The 14,904-nt window shown below is 73.4% G+C and carries 13 protein-coding genes; 5 read left to right on the forward strand and 8 right to left on the reverse strand.

The window, feature by feature from the left end:
* Positions 1-38: 38 nt before the first annotated feature.
* The 5 genes from ABTW95_RS29445 to ABTW95_RS29465 are packed head-to-tail and all read right to left on the reverse strand — an operon-like array spanning position 39 to position 5,678.
* Positions 39-998, reverse strand: coding sequence for a universal stress protein (locus tag ABTW95_RS29445; RefSeq protein ID WP_500227970.1), 960 nt, complete (start codon positions 996-998; stop codon positions 39-41).
* Complete coding sequence (locus ABTW95_RS29450) at positions 995-2,449, reverse strand: amino acid permease (RefSeq protein ID WP_396448730.1); 1,455 nt, start codon at positions 2,447-2,449, stop codon at positions 995-997. The genes ABTW95_RS29445 and ABTW95_RS29450 overlap by 4 nt, the downstream gene beginning before the upstream one ends.
* A complete protein-coding gene (arcC, locus tag ABTW95_RS29455; protein ID WP_396448731.1) occupies positions 2,446-3,381 on the reverse strand; it encodes a carbamate kinase in 936 nt (311 codons plus the stop codon). The genes ABTW95_RS29450 and arcC overlap by 4 nt, the downstream gene beginning before the upstream one ends.
* A gap of 10 nt (positions 3,382-3,391) precedes the next feature.
* Positions 3,392-4,405, reverse strand: coding sequence for an ornithine carbamoyltransferase (gene argF, locus ABTW95_RS29460; protein WP_396448732.1), 1,014 nt, complete (start codon positions 4,403-4,405; stop codon positions 3,392-3,394).
* Positions 4,406-4,436: 31 nt separating this feature from the next.
* Positions 4,437-5,678: an arginine deiminase gene (locus tag ABTW95_RS29465; RefSeq protein WP_396448733.1), complete on the reverse strand. Its 1,242-nt coding sequence runs from the start codon at positions 5,676-5,678 to the stop codon at positions 4,437-4,439.
* 199 nt (positions 5,679-5,877) lie between these two features.
* On the opposite strand from ABTW95_RS29465, the gene ABTW95_RS29470 reads away from it, so the two are divergent.
* The 5 genes from ABTW95_RS29470 to polX all read left to right on the forward strand — a co-directional run bounded on the left by ABTW95_RS29470 (position 5,878) and on the right by polX (position 11,300).
* Entirely contained in the window at positions 5,878-6,816 is a 939-nt protein-coding gene (locus ABTW95_RS29470; RefSeq protein ID WP_500227971.1) for an ABC transporter ATP-binding protein, read from the forward strand.
* Complete coding sequence (locus tag ABTW95_RS29475) at positions 6,813-7,580, forward strand: ABC transporter permease (protein ID WP_396448735.1); 768 nt, start codon at positions 6,813-6,815, stop codon at positions 7,578-7,580. Before ABTW95_RS29470 ends, ABTW95_RS29475 begins: the two co-directional genes overlap by 4 nt.
* 3 nt (positions 7,581-7,583) lie before the next feature.
* Positions 7,584-8,534 carry an EamA family transporter gene (locus tag ABTW95_RS29480; protein WP_396448736.1) on the forward strand — a complete coding sequence of 317 codons (951 nt, stop codon included), beginning with the start codon at positions 7,584-7,586 and terminating at the stop codon, positions 8,532-8,534.
* A gap of 141 nt (positions 8,535-8,675) precedes the next feature.
* A complete protein-coding gene (prcB, locus tag ABTW95_RS29485) occupies positions 8,676-9,512 on the forward strand; it encodes a proteasome subunit beta (RefSeq protein WP_396448737.1) in 837 nt (278 codons plus the stop codon).
* 69 nt (positions 9,513-9,581) lie between these two features.
* Positions 9,582-11,300, forward strand: a complete 1,719-nt coding sequence (gene polX / locus ABTW95_RS29490) for a DNA polymerase/3'-5' exonuclease PolX (protein WP_500227972.1) — start codon at positions 9,582-9,584, stop codon at positions 11,298-11,300.
* A 27-nt stretch (positions 11,301-11,327) separates the two neighbouring features.
* Here the strand turns inward: polX and ABTW95_RS29495 are convergent, their stop codons facing one another.
* From ABTW95_RS29495 to ABTW95_RS29505, 3 genes are all read right to left on the reverse strand, one after another.
* Complete coding sequence (locus ABTW95_RS29495; RefSeq protein WP_500227973.1) at positions 11,328-12,341, reverse strand: COX15/CtaA family protein; 1,014 nt, start codon at positions 12,339-12,341, stop codon at positions 11,328-11,330.
* 48 nt (positions 12,342-12,389) lie between these two features.
* A complete protein-coding gene (locus ABTW95_RS29500) occupies positions 12,390-13,613 on the reverse strand; it encodes a PrsW family intramembrane metalloprotease (RefSeq protein ID WP_396448741.1) in 1,224 nt (407 codons plus the stop codon).
* Between the two features lie 77 nt (positions 13,614-13,690).
* Positions 13,691-14,650 carry a heme o synthase gene (locus ABTW95_RS29505; RefSeq protein WP_396448776.1) on the reverse strand — a complete coding sequence of 320 codons (960 nt, stop codon included), beginning with the start codon at positions 14,648-14,650 and terminating at the stop codon, positions 13,691-13,693.
* Between the last annotated feature and the right edge of the window lie 254 nt (positions 14,651-14,904).

Genomic DNA, 14,904 nt, shown 5'->3' on the forward strand with positions numbered 1-14,904 from the left:
CACCGGAACGCCGATGTCGTAGCTCACGCAGGTAAGGCTTACCTAACCTGGGCTTTCTCTCCCACGGTCGGCGCGGCCGCCCCGCGCGGCAGCAGCAGCACCGGGCACGGCGCGGCACGGACGATCTTGCCGGAGGTCTCCCCGAGGAAGACCTTGCGCAGCGGCCCCTCGCGGCTCGACAGGCAGGCGAGGACCTCGCCGTGCAGCATATCGACGGTGCCGAGCGTCTTGGCGATGTCGGTCCCGACCGCGGTGAGCCGCTCCACCGGCGTCCCGCCGCCGAACATCCCGGCGGCGTAGCGCAGGTCCTCCTCCGCCTGGGCGAGCTGGCGGTCCAGCACGCCGCCCGGGGCGCGGAACTTCGCCGCCAGGCCGGGCGGGCGCAGCACGAGGGTGAGCAGCCGCAGCTCCACGCCGAGCCGGTCGGCGAGCGCGGCGGCCGCCGTGAGCGGCCCTTCGCCGTCCCGGTGCCGCCAGTACGCGACCGTCATCCGCGCGAACCGCTTCGGCGGGTGCGCCGCGTACCCGCGCGGGGCCAGCATCACCGGGACGGGCGAGCCGTGCAGCAGCTGGTCGGCGGTGCTGCCGATCGCGACCCGCCCGCGCCGCCCGCGCGGCGCGGAACCGGCGACGATCAGGCCGGCGCCCGCCTCCGCGGCCACCTGGAGGAGGCCGCGCCCGCTGCTGCGGTGCGCGTGGACCCGCAGGTCGACGGCGCGCTCCGGCACGCCCAGCTCCCCGAGCCGGGCGGCGGCCCGGCGGAGCGCCTCGTCGGCCTGGCCCCTGAGGTAGGCGACCCATTCGGCGTCCACCGCGCCGGGGCCGGGGGTGGGCCAGGGCGGCGGATGGACGTGGGCCGCCGTCAGCGGCGCGTCCATCGTGCGGGCGAGCAGGGCGGCCAGCGCGAGCGCGTCGTCGCCGCGCTCGTCGGGCGAATAGCCGACCAGCACGCGCGGCGCGCCGGTGTCGTTCCCGTTCACGGCGTTCGAGGCGTTCACGCCGTCCCCCTTCCCGCGGATTCGCCCGCCAGGCGCGAATGGCGGCGGCCGTACAGGAAGTAGGCGGCCAGCCCCACGGCGCACCACAGCGCGAACACCGCCCAGGTGACGCCGCCGAGGCCGACCATCAGATACACGCAGAACGCGACGCCGAGCAGCGGCGTGACCGGGAAGAGCGGGGTGCGGAAGCTGCGCGGCAGGTCGGGCCGGGTCCGGCGCAGCACGATCACGCCGACGCTGACCAGCGCGAACGCGAACAGCGTCCCGATGCTGGTGGCGTCCACGAGCCGGCCGAGCGGGATCACCGCGGCGAGCAGCCCGATGAACACCGCCACGATGACGGTGTTGGCGACGGGCACGCGGCGGCTGGGGCTGACCCTCTGGAAGACGTCCGGGACGAGCCCGTCCCGCGACATCGCGAACAGGATGCGGGTCTGCCCGTACATGACGGTGAGGACGACGCTGGCGATGGCGATGACGGCGCCGAGGGCGAGGACCATCGACGGCCACGACTGCCCGGTCGCCACGTCCAGCACCTCCGCCAGGGACGCCTCCGAGCCGCTGATGTCGAACCTCTCCCAGTGCATCGCGGCGACGGCGGCGAGCCCGACCAGCACGTAGAGGACGGTGACGATGGCGAGCGACAGCACGATCGCGAGCGGCAGGTCGCGGCGCGGGTTCCTGGCCTCCTCGCCCGCGGTGGAGGCGGCGTCGAAGCCGATGTAGGAGAAGAACACCTTGCCGCCGGCGGCGCTGATGCCGGCCCAGCCCATCGGCGCGAACCCGCTGAGGTTGCCGGCCTTGAACGCGGTGAAGGCGACCGCGCAGAAGAACAGCAGCACGCCGATCTTGAGGAACACCATGATCGTGTTGGCGGTGGCGCTCTCCGACGTGCCGCGCAGCAGGAGCAGCGTGGCGATCAGCACCACGACCACGGCCGGGATGTTGACCAGGCCGCCGTCGCCGGGCGGGTTGCTGAGCGCCTCCGGGATCACGAACCCGAACGCGGAGTCGAAGAACGCGTTGAGGTAGGAGCCCCAGCCGACCGCGACGGCCGACACCGAGACCGCGTACTCCAGCAGCAGGCACCAGCCGCAGACCCAGGCGACCAGCTCGCCGAGCGTCGCGTAGGCGTAGGAGTAGGACGAGCCCGACACCGGGATCGTCCCGGCCAGCTCCGCGTACGACAGCGCCGAGAACAGCGCGGTGACGGCGGCGAGGACGAACGACAGCACGACCGCCGGGCCGGCCAGCGGCACCGCCTCGCCGAGCACGACGAAGATGCCGGTGCCGAGGGTCGCGCCGACGCTGAAGAAGGTGAGCTGCAGCAGGCTCATCGACCGCTTCAGCTCGCCGCCCTCGCCCCGCCCGCCCTCGGCGACGATCCGGTCGACCGGCTTGGTGCGCAGCAGGCTGCGGGCGAAGCCCCCCGGCGCCGTCCCCGTGGTCACAGGGTGCTCTCCAGCGGCCAGGTGGCGTTGGGGGTGACGATCGTCCCCGCGGTGCCCGCCAGGATCTCCACGCACTGGTCGAGCAGCCCGATCGCGGCCATGTCGCCGGTCCGCTCGACGAAGCTCGCCGCCGCCTCGGCCTTGGGGCCCATCGAGCCGGCGGGGAAGTCCTCGGCGCGCAGCTCGTGCGGCGTCGTGTGGACGATCTCCTCCTGCTCGGGCGTGCCGAAGTTCCGCATCACCCGCGGCACGTCGGTGAGGATGAGCAGCGCGTCCGCGTCCATGCTCTCGGCCAGGACGGAGGCGGTGAGGTCCTTGTCGATCACCGCCTCGACGCCCTGCAGACGGCCGACGTCGTTGCGGAACACCGGGATGCCGCCGCCGCCCGCGCAGACCACGACCGTCCCGAGCCGCACCAGCTCCCTGATCAGCCGCGTCTCGATCACTCGCTGCGGGCGCGGGGACGGCACGACGCGGCGCCACTTGTCCCCGTCCGGGCGGATCGTCCAGCCGTACTCGGCGGCCAGCTTCTCCGCGTCCTCCCGGTCGTAGACCTGGCCGACGAACTTGGCCGGGTTCTCGAACGCCGGGTCCACCGCCGACACCAGCGTCTGGTTGATCATCGCCATGACCTGGCGGCCGGGCAGCGCGTTCTGCAGCGCCTGCAGCATCCAGTAGCCGATCATGCCCTGGGTCTCCGCGCCGATCGTGTCGAGCGGGTAGGGCCGGGTCAGGTTCGGGTCGTTGACGCTCTCCAGCGACAGCACCCCGACCTGCGGGCCGTTGCCGTGCGTGATGATCAGCTCGTGCTCCTCGGCGAGCGGCGCGAGCGAGCGCACCGCCCGGTCCACGTTCGCCCGCTGCGGCCGGGCGTCGGGGATCTCGCCCCGTTTGACCAGCGCGTTCCCCCCGAGCGCGACGACGACGCGCATCCGCTCCCCCTCACCCGCCCGGCCGGCCGAGCGTCGCGACCATGACCGCCTTGATCGTGTGCATCCTGTTCTCGGCCTCGTCGAAGACGATGGAGGCGGCCGACTCGAACACCTCGTCGGTGACCTCCAGCGCCTCCAGGCCGGTCTTGCGGTAGATCTCTTCCCCCACCGCGGTCTCCCTGTTGTGGAATGCGGGGAGACAATGCATGAACTTGACGTCCGGGTTGCCGGAGGCCCGCATGACCCCGGCGTTCACCTGGTAGGGCTTGAGCAGCGCTATGCGCTCGTCCCACACCTCCTTGGGCTCGCCCATCGACACCCACACGTCGGTCATGACGAAGTCGGCGCCCCGCACGGCCTCGGCGACGTCCTCGGTGAGCGCGATGTCCGCGCCGGTCGCGGCCGCCGCCTTCCTGGACGGCCGGACGACCGCCTCGTCGTCCGGCCACAGCGACCGCGGCGCGGCGATCCGCACGCTCATGCCGAGCAGCGCGCCGGCGGCCACATAGGAGTGGCCCATGTTGTTGCGCGCGTCGCCCAGATACGCGTACGCGACGTCCCGGAGGGGCTTGCCGCTGTGCTCGCGCATGGTGAGCATGTCGGCGAGCATCTGCGTGGGATGCCACTCGTCGGTCAGGCCGTTCCACACCGGGACGCCGGCGTGCTCGGCGAGCTCCTCGACGAGCCGCTGGCTGGAGCCCCGGTACTCGATGCCGTCGTAGAACCGGCCGAGGACGCGGGCGGTGTCCTTCATCGACTCCTTGTGGCCGATCTGCGTGCCGCCCGGGTCGAGGTAGGACACGTGGGCGCCCTGGTCGTGCGCGGCGACCTCGAACGCGCAGCGCGTCCGGGTGGACGTCTTCTCGAAGATCAGCGCGATGTTCCTGCCGGTCAGCGCCCGGCGCTCCGTCCCGGCGCGCTTGGCGGCCTTGAGCTCGGCCGCGAGGTCGATGAGGTGCTCGAACTCCCGCGGCGTGAAGTCGAGTTCCTTGAGGAGGCTGCGGCCGCGGAGGTCCAGCGTCATGTCCGGTCTCCCGAGTACGAGGGCGGCGGTGTCAGGCGTCCCGGACGAGCGGGCAGGTCATGCAGCGCGGGCCGCCCCTCCCCCGGCCCAGCTCGCTGCCGCGGATGGTGATGACCTCGATCCCGTTCCGGCTCAGGTGGTTGTTGCTCGTCGCGTTGCGCTCGTAGGCGACGACGACGCCGGGCGCGACGGCGAGGACGTTCGCGCCGTCGTCCCACTGCTCCCGCTCGGCGGCGAACACGTCCTGCGTCGGGACGAGGACCCGGATGCCGTCCAGGCCGAGGGCGGCGGCGATCGCCCGGTGCATGTCCTCCGGCGGATGGTCGGTGATCTTCAGTTCCTTCTCGGTGTCGCCGGGCTCGACGGTGTGCGACGGCAGCATGCCCATCCCCGCGTAGGCGGTGAACACGCCGTGGTCGACCATCGTCATCACCGTGTCCAGGTGCATGAAGGCCCGCTTGTGCGGCATCCGCAGCGCGACGATCCGGGTGCACGACCCGGCGGCGAACAGCGACTGCGCGAGCATCTCGACGGCCTGCGGCTGCGTCCGCTCGCTCATCCCGACCAGCACGGCGCCGTTCCCGATGACCAGGACGTCGCCGCCCTCCAGCGTCGCCGGGGCCATCGCCGTCCCGCTGTTCCACACGTGGAAGCCGCCCTCCTCCGGCCGGCCGTAGCCGGCGGCGAACAGCGGATGCCACCGGTAGATCGCCTCCATGTTCACCGTCTCGCGCATCCGCGCCTTCTTGCGCATCGTGTTGATCGAGACGCCGTCGTAGATCCAGCAGGACGTGTCGCGGGTGAACAGGTGGTTCGGCAGCGGCGGCAGGATGAACCCGTCCATGGGGATGGAGTGGAACGCGATCGACGCGGGCGCGGAGATGCGCTCCAGGATCTCCCGCTTGGTGATGCCGCCGATCAGGAAGGAGGCCAGCTCCTGCACGTCCATGGAGTCGAAGCAGTTGCGGATCGCGTCGGTGGCCAGCGGGCCGAACCAGTGCGGGTCGACGACGGCGTCCAGGATGTGCTTGCGCGCCTCGGGGATCCCGATCGTCTCGGTCAGCAGGTCGATCAGCAGGTGCGTGCGCACGCCCTCCGCCCGCAGGACGTCCTCGAACTCCTCGTGCTCCTCCACCGCCCGCCTGACCCAGAGCACGTCGTCGAACAGCAGCTCCGCCGCGTTGGACGGGGTCAGCCGCTTCAGCGACAGCTCCGGCCGGTGCAGCAGCACCTCGCGGAGCCGGCCGGCCTCCGAATCGACGTGGAACCGCATCCCCCACCTCCTCGGGGCCCGGCCGCGGCGCCGCATGACCCCAGCTCACCGGGCACGGCCCGGCGACAGATCCGGAATTCCCCGCGCTCCGGCGGGCGAAACTGGACCGCCTCCGGCCGCGGGCTTCGCCCGGCCTTCACCCGCCCGAGCTGCGGGACCCCGCGCGGAGCCGTCCGGCCCCGGACCTAGACTCGTCTGCATGACACCCCCCGGAGGAGGCGGCCGAGAAGACGCGGTCGAGCTGCGCTCTCTCGTGAAGCGCTACGGCCCGGTCAGGGCCGTGGACGGCCTGTCGTTCAGCGCGCCGCGCGGCGCGGTGACCGCGCTGCTCGGCCCGAACGGCGCGGGCAAGACCACCACGATCGAGATCTGCGAGGGGTTCCGGCGGGCCGACTCCGGCACCGTCCGGGTCCTCGGCCTCGACCCCGCCGCCGACGGGCGGGCGCTCAAGCCGCGGGTCGGCGTGATGCCGCAGTCCGGCGGCGTCCCGGCGACGGCGCGGGCCGGCGAGTTCCTCAAGCTCGTCGCGTCCTTCCACGCCGCGCCGCTCGACCCGGCGGCCCTGCTGGAGCGGCTCGGCCTCACCGAGCACGCCCGCACCCCGTTCCGCCGCATGTCCGGCGGGCAGCAGCAGCGCCTCTCCCTCGCCGTGGCCATCGTCGGGCGGCCCGAGCTGGTCTTCCTCGACGAGCCGACCACCGGCCTCGACCCGCAGGCCAGGCACGCCACCTGGGAGCTCATCGAGGAGCTCCGCGCCGCCGGGGTGTCGGTGGTCCTCACCACCCACTACATGGAGGAGGCCGAGCGCCTCTCCGACCGCGTCGTCATCGTCGACCACGGCAAGGTCGTCGCCGAGGGCGCCCCCGAGGAGCTGACCGGCGCCGAGCGGCAGCTGCGGTTCCGCGCCCGCCCCGGCCTCGGCCTGGACGAGCTGCTCGCCGCGCTGCCGGCCGGCAGCGCCGCCAAGGAGTCGCCCGCCGGGCACTACCTGATCGAGGCGGACGTGCGGCCCGAGCTGCTCGCCACCGTCACCGCCTGGTGCGCCTCGCACGGCGTCATGACCGAGGACCTGCGCATCGAGCGCCGCACGCTGGAGGACGTCTTCCTCGAACTGACCGGACGGGAGCTGCGCTCATGACGACCCCGCTGGACCTGTCCCCGGCGCCGGGGGCCGTGCCGCTGCCGCGGATGGTGCTGTCGCAGGCCGGCTACGAGTTCCGCACCGTGCTGCGCAACGGCGAGCAGCTGCTGCTGACGCTGATCATCCCGGTGGTGCTGCTCGTCCTGTTCAGCGCCACGTCGCTGCTGGACCTCGGCGGCCGCCGGGTCGACTTCCTCACGCCGGGCGTCCTCGCGCTCGCGGTGATGTCCACCGCCTTCACCGGCCAGGCGATCGGGACGGGGTTCGAGCGGCGCTACGGCGTCCTCAAGCGGCTCGGCGCCACCCCGCTGCCGCGCGCGGGGCTGATCGGCGCCAAGACCGCCAGCGTGCTGGCGGTCGAGGCCGTGCAGGCCGCGGTGATCTGCGCGGTGGCGCTCGGGCTCGGCTGGCGGCCGGACGGCGACCCCGCGTCGGTGGTCGTCCTGCTGCTGCTCGGCACCGCCGCGTTCTCCGGGCTGGGCCTGCTCATGGCCGGGACGCTGCGCGCCGAGGCGACCCTCGCCGCCGCGAACCTCGTCTACATCCTGCTGCTGGCCGTCGGCGGCGTCGTGTTCCCCCTCGACAAGTTCCCCGGCCCGGTGCGCGGCGCCCTGGAACTGCTGCCGATCTCGGCGCTGGCCGAGGGGCTGCGCGACGTCCTGCGGGACGGCGCCGCGTTCCCCGCGCAGCCGCTGATCGTCCTCGCGGTGTGGGCCGCCGCCGCCCTCGCCCTCGCCGCCCGCTTCTTCAGATGGGAGTGACGGGTGGCGCTCGCTGACGCGCCCGGCGGCGCGTCGCGGGCGGCCGGGCGCGCCCCGCTCGCGGCGCGGCCGCTGTCGCTCGGGTCGGTGCCGCCGCCCGCGCTGATCCTCCTCGGCATCGTGTCCGTGCAGGTCGGCGCCGGCCTGGCCAAGCACCTGTTCGAGCGGCTGCCGCCGACCTCCGTGGTGTCGATCCGGCTGCTGGCCTCGGCGCTCGTGCTGGGCTTCGTCGCCCGCAAGGCGCTGCGGACCGTGCCGCGCGACCACCCGTGGACGAGCCTCGCCGTCGTCGCCGGGTACGGGATCTCCCTCGCCGCGATGAACTTCGCGTTCTACCAGGCCCTGGCGCGGATCCCGCTGGGCGTGGCGGTGACCGTCGAGTTCCTCGGCCCGCTGTCGGTCGCGATCGCCGGCTCCCGCCGCCCCCGCGACGCCCTGTGGGTCGTCCTCGCCGGCGCGGGCGTGGTCATGCTCGCCCGGGGCGGCGGCGCCACCGATCTCGCCGGCATCGCGTTCGCGCTGCTCGCCGCGGTCGGCTGGGCGTCCTACATCCTGCTGACCGCCGCCACCGGGCGGCGCATCCCCGGCACCACCGGGCTGGCCCTGGCCAGCATCATCGGGACGCTGGTCATGCTGCCGGGCGGCATCGCGGCCGGCGTCGCGGCGGGCGGCGGCGCCCTCCTCGACCCGACGCTGCTCCTGATCGGCCTCGGCGTCGGCCTCCTGTCGTCGGTGATCCCCTACTCGCTGGAGCTGGAGGCGCTGCGCCGGGTGCCCGCGCGCGTCTTCGGGATCCTGATGAGCCTGGAGCCCGCCGTCGCCGCGCTCGTCGGCGTGGCGGTCCTCGGCGAGGTCCTCGGCGCGCGCCAGTGGGTCGCGATCGCCTGCGTCATCGTCGCCTGCGCCGGCGCCACGCGGGGCCAGAAGGAACCGGTCGAGGCTCCCGAAGCCTGACCCGGAGCATCCGGGGGATCCGGAGGGCGTCCACCCACGGCGAAACCGTGCGAGTGGCGGCTCGGCGGGGCCGCGTGGAAGGATCGGCGTGTAAGGATCAAGGGGGCCACGGGTCGCCCCAGCGCGGGGAGAGGAGCAGCCGTGATCGGCCGGACCGAGGACCAGGGGATACCGCCCGAGTTCTTCGAGGCGGGGTCGGCGTCGTTCGTCGACTTCCTGCGCCTCCACTCCCCCGAGCTGCTGCCCGTCAACCGGCTGCCGGAGGGCGACGCCCCCGAGCTGCCGCACGGCACGACCGTCCTGGCGCTGACGTTCCCGGGCGGCGTCATGATGGCCGGCGACCGGCGCGCCACCCAGGGCAACCGCATCGCCTACCGGGAGCTGGACAAGGTCCAGCGCGGCGACGAGTTCTCCGCCGTCGCGTTCGCGGGGACGGTCGGGCTGGCGCTGGAGATGGTCCGGTTGTTCCAGGTCGAGCTGGAGCACTACGAGAAGATGGAGACCGTCTCGCTGTCGCTGCCCGGCAAGGCCCGCCGACTGGGCGCGGTCATCCAGGCCAACCTCGCGCAGGCGATGCAGGGCCTCGCGGTCGTGCCGCTGTTCGCCGGGTACGACCCAGGCTCGGGCGAGGGCCGCATCTACACCTACGACATCACCGGCGCCCCGCAGGAGGCCCGCGACTTCCACGCGGACGGGTCCGGCTCCCCCTACGCCATGGGCGCGCTGAAGAAGCTGTACCGGCGCGACCTGTCGCTGGAGGACGCCGCGACCGTGTGCGTCCACGCGCTCTACGACGCGGCCGACGACGACACCGCCACCGGCGGGCCCGACCCTACGCGGCGCATCTACCCGACGATCGCGGCCGTCACCGAGGACGGCTACCGGCGCCTGCCCGAGGACGAGGTCTCCGCGATCGCCGACGAGGTCATGCGCGCCCGGATGGACAACCCCGGCGGCCCGACCGCGCCCCTCCGCTGATCGGGGGACGTCAGGGCGCGGGCCGCGCGAGCACGGGGAACGTCGGACCCGGCTTCTAGACTCGGCCGTATGGCACGCGCGAACGAGGAGGCCGCCGCCCTCATCCAGGAGCTGGCCGACCTGCTGTCCATCACCGGCGGGGACGCCTTCAAGATCAGGGCGTACGAGAAGGCCGCGCGGGCGATCGCGGGCCACCCCGACGACATCGCCGGCCTCGACCTGGCCGGGCTCCGCGAGATCCCCGCCGTGGGCGAGGCGATCGCCAAGAAGGTCCTCGACTACACCGCCACCGGCACGATCCGGCAGGTCGAGGAGCTGCGCGCGCAGATCCCCGCCGGGGTGCGGGCGCTCACCGCCATCCCCACGCTCGGCCCGAAGAAGGCCCTCGCCGTCTACGAGGAGCTCGGGATCTCCTCGGTGGACGAGCTGGCCGCCGCCATCCGCGAGGGCCGGCTGCGCGGCCTGAAGGGCTTCGGCGCCAAGACCGAGGAGAACATCCTCCGCGGCATCGAGCTGATGCGCAGCTCGGGCGAGCGCGTCCTGGTCGACGCCGCCGCGGGCGTCGCCGACGAGGTCGTGGCCGCCCTGTCGGAGCTGCCCCAGGTGGAGCGGTGCGCCCACGCCGGGTCGCTGCGCCGGATGCGCGAGACGATCGGCGACGTCGACGTCCTCGCCGCGTCCCGCGACCCGCGCCCGATCATGGCGGCGTTCACCGCGCTGCCGTTCGCCGCGGAGGTCATCGCGGGCGGCGACAAGAAGACCTCGATCCGCACCGCCAAGGGCCTTCAGGTCGACCTGCGCGTCGTCCCGCCCGAGTCGTGGGGCGCCGCGCTGCAGTACTTCACCGGCTCGCAGGCCCACAACATCCGCACCCGCGAGATCGCCGTGAAGGCGGGCCTCAAGCTGTCGGAGTACGGCCTGTTCGACGCCGAGTCGAACGAGCTGATCGTCTCGGAGACCGAGGAGGAGGTCTACGAGCGCCTCGGCCTGCCCTGGATCCACCCCGCCCTCCGGGAGGACACCGGCGAGATCGAGGCCGCCCTCAGAGGCGAGCTGCCCCGCCTGGTCACCGTCGACGACCTGCGCGGCGACCTGCACACCCACACCGACCTGACCGACGGCGTCGCGTCCCTGGAGGACATGGCCGCCGCCGCGCGCGAGCGCGGCCTGGAGTACTACGCCGTCACCGACCACGCGCCGAACCTGGTCATGCAGCGGATGACGGACGAGAAGATGCTCGCCCAGCGCGCCCAGATCGCCGAACTCCAGAAGCGGTGCCCCGACCTGGTGCTGCTCCACGGCACCGAGCTGAACATCGACCCGGACGGGAACGTCGACTGGGACGCCGGCTTCCTCTCCGGGTTCGACGTCTGCGTCGCGTCCGTCCACTCCCACTTCACCCAGGACCGCGACGCGATGACCCGCCGGCTGATCCGGGCCTGCGAGAACCCGCACGTCCACGTGATCGGCCACCCCACGGCCCGCAGCATCGGCCGCCGCCCGCCCGTGGACGCCGACTGGGACGAGGTGTTCCGCGCCGCCGCCCGCACCGGCACCGCCATGGAGATCGACTCGTTCCCCGACCGGCTCGACCTGCCGGCCGACCTGATCCGCCGCGCCAAGCGGTTCGGGGTGAAGTTCTCCATCGACACCGACGCGCACTCGCTGGCGAACCACCGCAACATCCGCTACGGGGTCGGGACCGCCCAGCGCGGCTGGCTCACCCCGGACGACGTCATCAACACCTGGCCCCTCGACCGGCTCCGCGAGTTCCTCCGGCCGGCCTGACCGGCGGCCCTCCGGAGACGGGAGCCGTCAGGCGGGCTGCGGGGACTCGGGCCGCGGGGACTCGGCCTGCGGGGCGCTCGGAGCGGGCCGCGGCGCCACGGCGGCGGCGGAGCCCCGGTCGCGGAGCGCGAAGAACAGGCGGAACGCCGCGATCCACATCAGCACCGAGCCGAGCATGTGCAGGAGCACCAGCCCGGCGGGGACGCCCAGGAAGTACTGGGTGTAGCCGATGGCGCCCTGGACCACGATCAGGGCGGCCAGCTCGATCGCGCGCCGCTTCGCGGCGGCGGGCCCGCCCGTCCGGTAGAGGGCGACGATGACGGCGGCGGTCAGGGCGATGGTGAGCCACGCCAGCTCGCCGTGGATGCGGGCGACGTCGGTGATGTTGAACCCGTAGCGGCGCGACTCGGCGTCCCCCGCGTGCGGGCCGGTGCCGGTGACGACGGTGCCCGCGACGAGGACGGCGGCGCACGACACCAGCAGCGCGGCGGCGAGGCGGCGCGTCCACGGGCCGGTCAGGCGGCGCGGCGGGGCGTCGCCCTCGCCCGCGCGGACCCACAGCGCCACGCAGAACACCAGCAGCGCGGGCGAGACGAGGAAGTGCAGCGACACGGCGGCCGGGTGCAGCTTGGTCAGGACGACGATGCCGCCGATGACCGCCTGCGCGACCACGCTCATCGGCTGCGCCAGCGACCACCAGACCAGCTCCCTGCGGCGCGGCCGCAGCCGCAGCGCCGCGACGAACACCAGGATGCCGATGCCCAGCACCAGGAAGGTGACCATGCGGTTGCCGAACTCGATCGACATGTTCAGCAGGTGGTGCTCGGGGCTGTTCGTGGGGACGAGGCTGTCGCCGGTGCAGCGCGGCCACTCCGGGCAGCCGAGCCCGGACTTGGTGACGCGGACGGCTCCGCCGCTGAGGACGATCAGCACGTTGCCGATGACGCCCAGGAGCGCGAGCAGCCGCAGCGATCCGGGGGTCGGACGCCATACGGCGTTCCAGGCTCGGATCACGGGATCGGACGACGGTCGCTCTGCCACGGCAACAATCGTATGGCCGGGTCCCCGGACCCCCGACCCGACCCCCGGCTACCGGCCGTACGGGCCGGGCGGCTGCGGCGGCAGGAACCCGGACGGGCCCTGCCCGGCCCACGGCGGGCCGCCCGGCCACGCCGACCCGCGGCGCGGCGCGCGCAGGAACGCCTGCCTGGCCAGCGCCATCAGCTCCAGCAGCGCGTCGCGGCGGGCGACGAACCAGCGCTGGTCGGCCACCCCCCGGTCGGCGCGCTTGTGCAGCAGCGCCAGCTCGGTCGCGGCGAGCTGGTAGTCGGTCATGGCGCGCCCGGCGGCCGCGCCGCCGACGAGCCGGGCCCAGCGGCGGGCGGCCCGGCGGGACGGGATCGAGCACAGCATCCGCACGTCCTGCGGCGTGACCAGGCCCGTCCCGGCGTACATCGGCAGGTACGTCTCGATGCGGCGGACGGTGCCGCGGCGCTCGACGAACACGATGACGACCAGCGCGACCAGGACGCAGAAGTCCAGCAGGTAGACGACGCCGAGGCCGGCCAGCCCGAACGCGCCCGCGGCGCCGTTCCACAGCCCGTGCAGGATCATCGCGCCGAGCAGCCCGGCGAGCGGCGCGGCGATCTGGCCGCGCCGGTGCGTGGCCGCGTAGGCGACGCCGAGCCCGGTCATGGACGTGAACAGCGGGTGGCTGAGCGGCGCGATCAGGCCGCGCAGGATGAACACCGCCTGCAGCTGCTGGGCGCCGCCGTCCTCGAACGCCCGCATGTAGTAGGTGATGTTCTCCATCATCGCGAAGCCGAGGCCGACCATGGCGGCGTAGATGATGCCGTCGGCGAAGCCGTCGATCTCGTTGCGGCGGAACCACAGCAGGCCGAACAGGACGGCGCCCTTCAGCGTCTCCTCGATGATCGGCGCGCCGAACGTGGCGCTGACGAAGTGGCCCTCGGTCTCGCCGAAGATGGGCACGGTCACGTACAGCAGCCCGGCGGTGTTGAGGACGAGCGCGCCCAGCACGGCGATGCCCGCGCCCCACATGAACGAGAACACCAGGGCGCGCGGCGGTTCGGGCTCAAGCCGGTCCAGCGTGAGCGCGAGGGCGACCAGCACGGGGATCGGCAGTATGGCGAGCAGCACGCCGACCCAGAAGCCCGCCCCGCCGAGCGCGGCGTCGGCGCCGAACGCGATCAGGATGCAGAGCCCGGACACGGTCATGCCGATGATGAGGCCGACCGGGGGCCTGCCGGGAACGCGGCCTTCGAGCACCGCCTTCGGGTCCATGCGCGCCATGACGCGAGCGTAACGGGACGCCGCGTCCAACGCTAAGCCGGTCCGTCACCGTCGGTGACCGCCCGGCCGCGCCGGGCTCAGTGCAGCAGCGGGTCGACCGCGACGGCGGTGAACAGCAGCGCCAGGTACACGTTGGAGAGGTGGAAGAACCGCATCGGCCGCAGGTGGACGCCGGTCACCCCGGCGCGCACCGCCTTCAGCAGCCGGTGCCCCTCGGCGAGGAACACCAGGCCGAGCACGGCCGCGACGGCCCCGTACACCGGGCTCATCCCGGCGACCGGCCACAGCGCCAGCGAGGCCGCGACGGTCGCGTAGGTGTAGGCGAGGCTCTCGACGACGACGCGGCGCTCGGACGCGACGACCGGCAGCATCGGGACCTTCGCGACGGCGTAGTCCTCGCGGTAGCGCATCGCGAGCGTCCACGTGTGCGGCGGCGTCCACAGGAACACCACCATGAACAGCACGAACGGCGTCCAGGCGACGGACCCGGTGATCGCGGCCCAGCCGATGAGGACGGGCATGCACCCGGCGATGCCGCCCCACACGACGTTCTGCGAGGTGCGCCGCTTGAGCAGCAGCGAGTACACGAAGACGTAGAACAGGATCGCGAACAGGGACCCGGCCGCCGCGACGGGGTTCACCGCGAGCAGGAACCCGGCCGTGGACAGCACGGCGAGCGTCACCCCGAAGATCAGGGCGCGGGCCGGGGTGACCTGGTGGCGGGCCAGCGGGCGGCGGCGGGTGCGGCGCATCTTGGCGTCGATGTCGCGGTCGATGTAGCAGTTGATCGCGTTGGCGGACCCGGCGGACATCGTCCCGAACGCCAGCGTGAGCAGCACCGCCGACAGCGGGGGGACGCCGTCCGCCGCCAGGAACATCACCGGGATGGTGGTGATCAACAGCAGTTCGATGACGCGCGGCTTCGTGAGCGCCACGTAGGCGCGGACGCTCGCGCCCACCGTCCGGCGGGCGGCGCTTTCGGCGGGGTTCGGCACGAGGGCCGGCGCGAGCGCCCCCGGCACCCGGTCCAGCTCCATCTCGTGCTTGCTACTGAGCACCGTCACAATCGGGTCCACGTCCAACTAGGGATGAGAAATCGGTCCACCTCGGCGGTGCCCCCGCGTTACCGGGCCGGCCTCGGATTGGTGCGACTTCGGCTTGGTCTCTGTTGCCGCGGCCACTGCCGGCAGCCGCGCAATCACTGTAGTCCGCCCCCTCCGGAGGTCGCGCACCGGGTCGCCCGGCGCGCCCGCGGCGCCGCCGGGACGGCGCCCGGACGGCACCGGGAACC

Origin of the sequence: Spirillospora sp. NPDC127506 (assembly GCF_040302145.1) — a bacterium.
Taxonomy (GTDB): Bacteria; Actinomycetota; Actinomycetes; order Streptosporangiales; family Streptosporangiaceae; genus Spirillospora.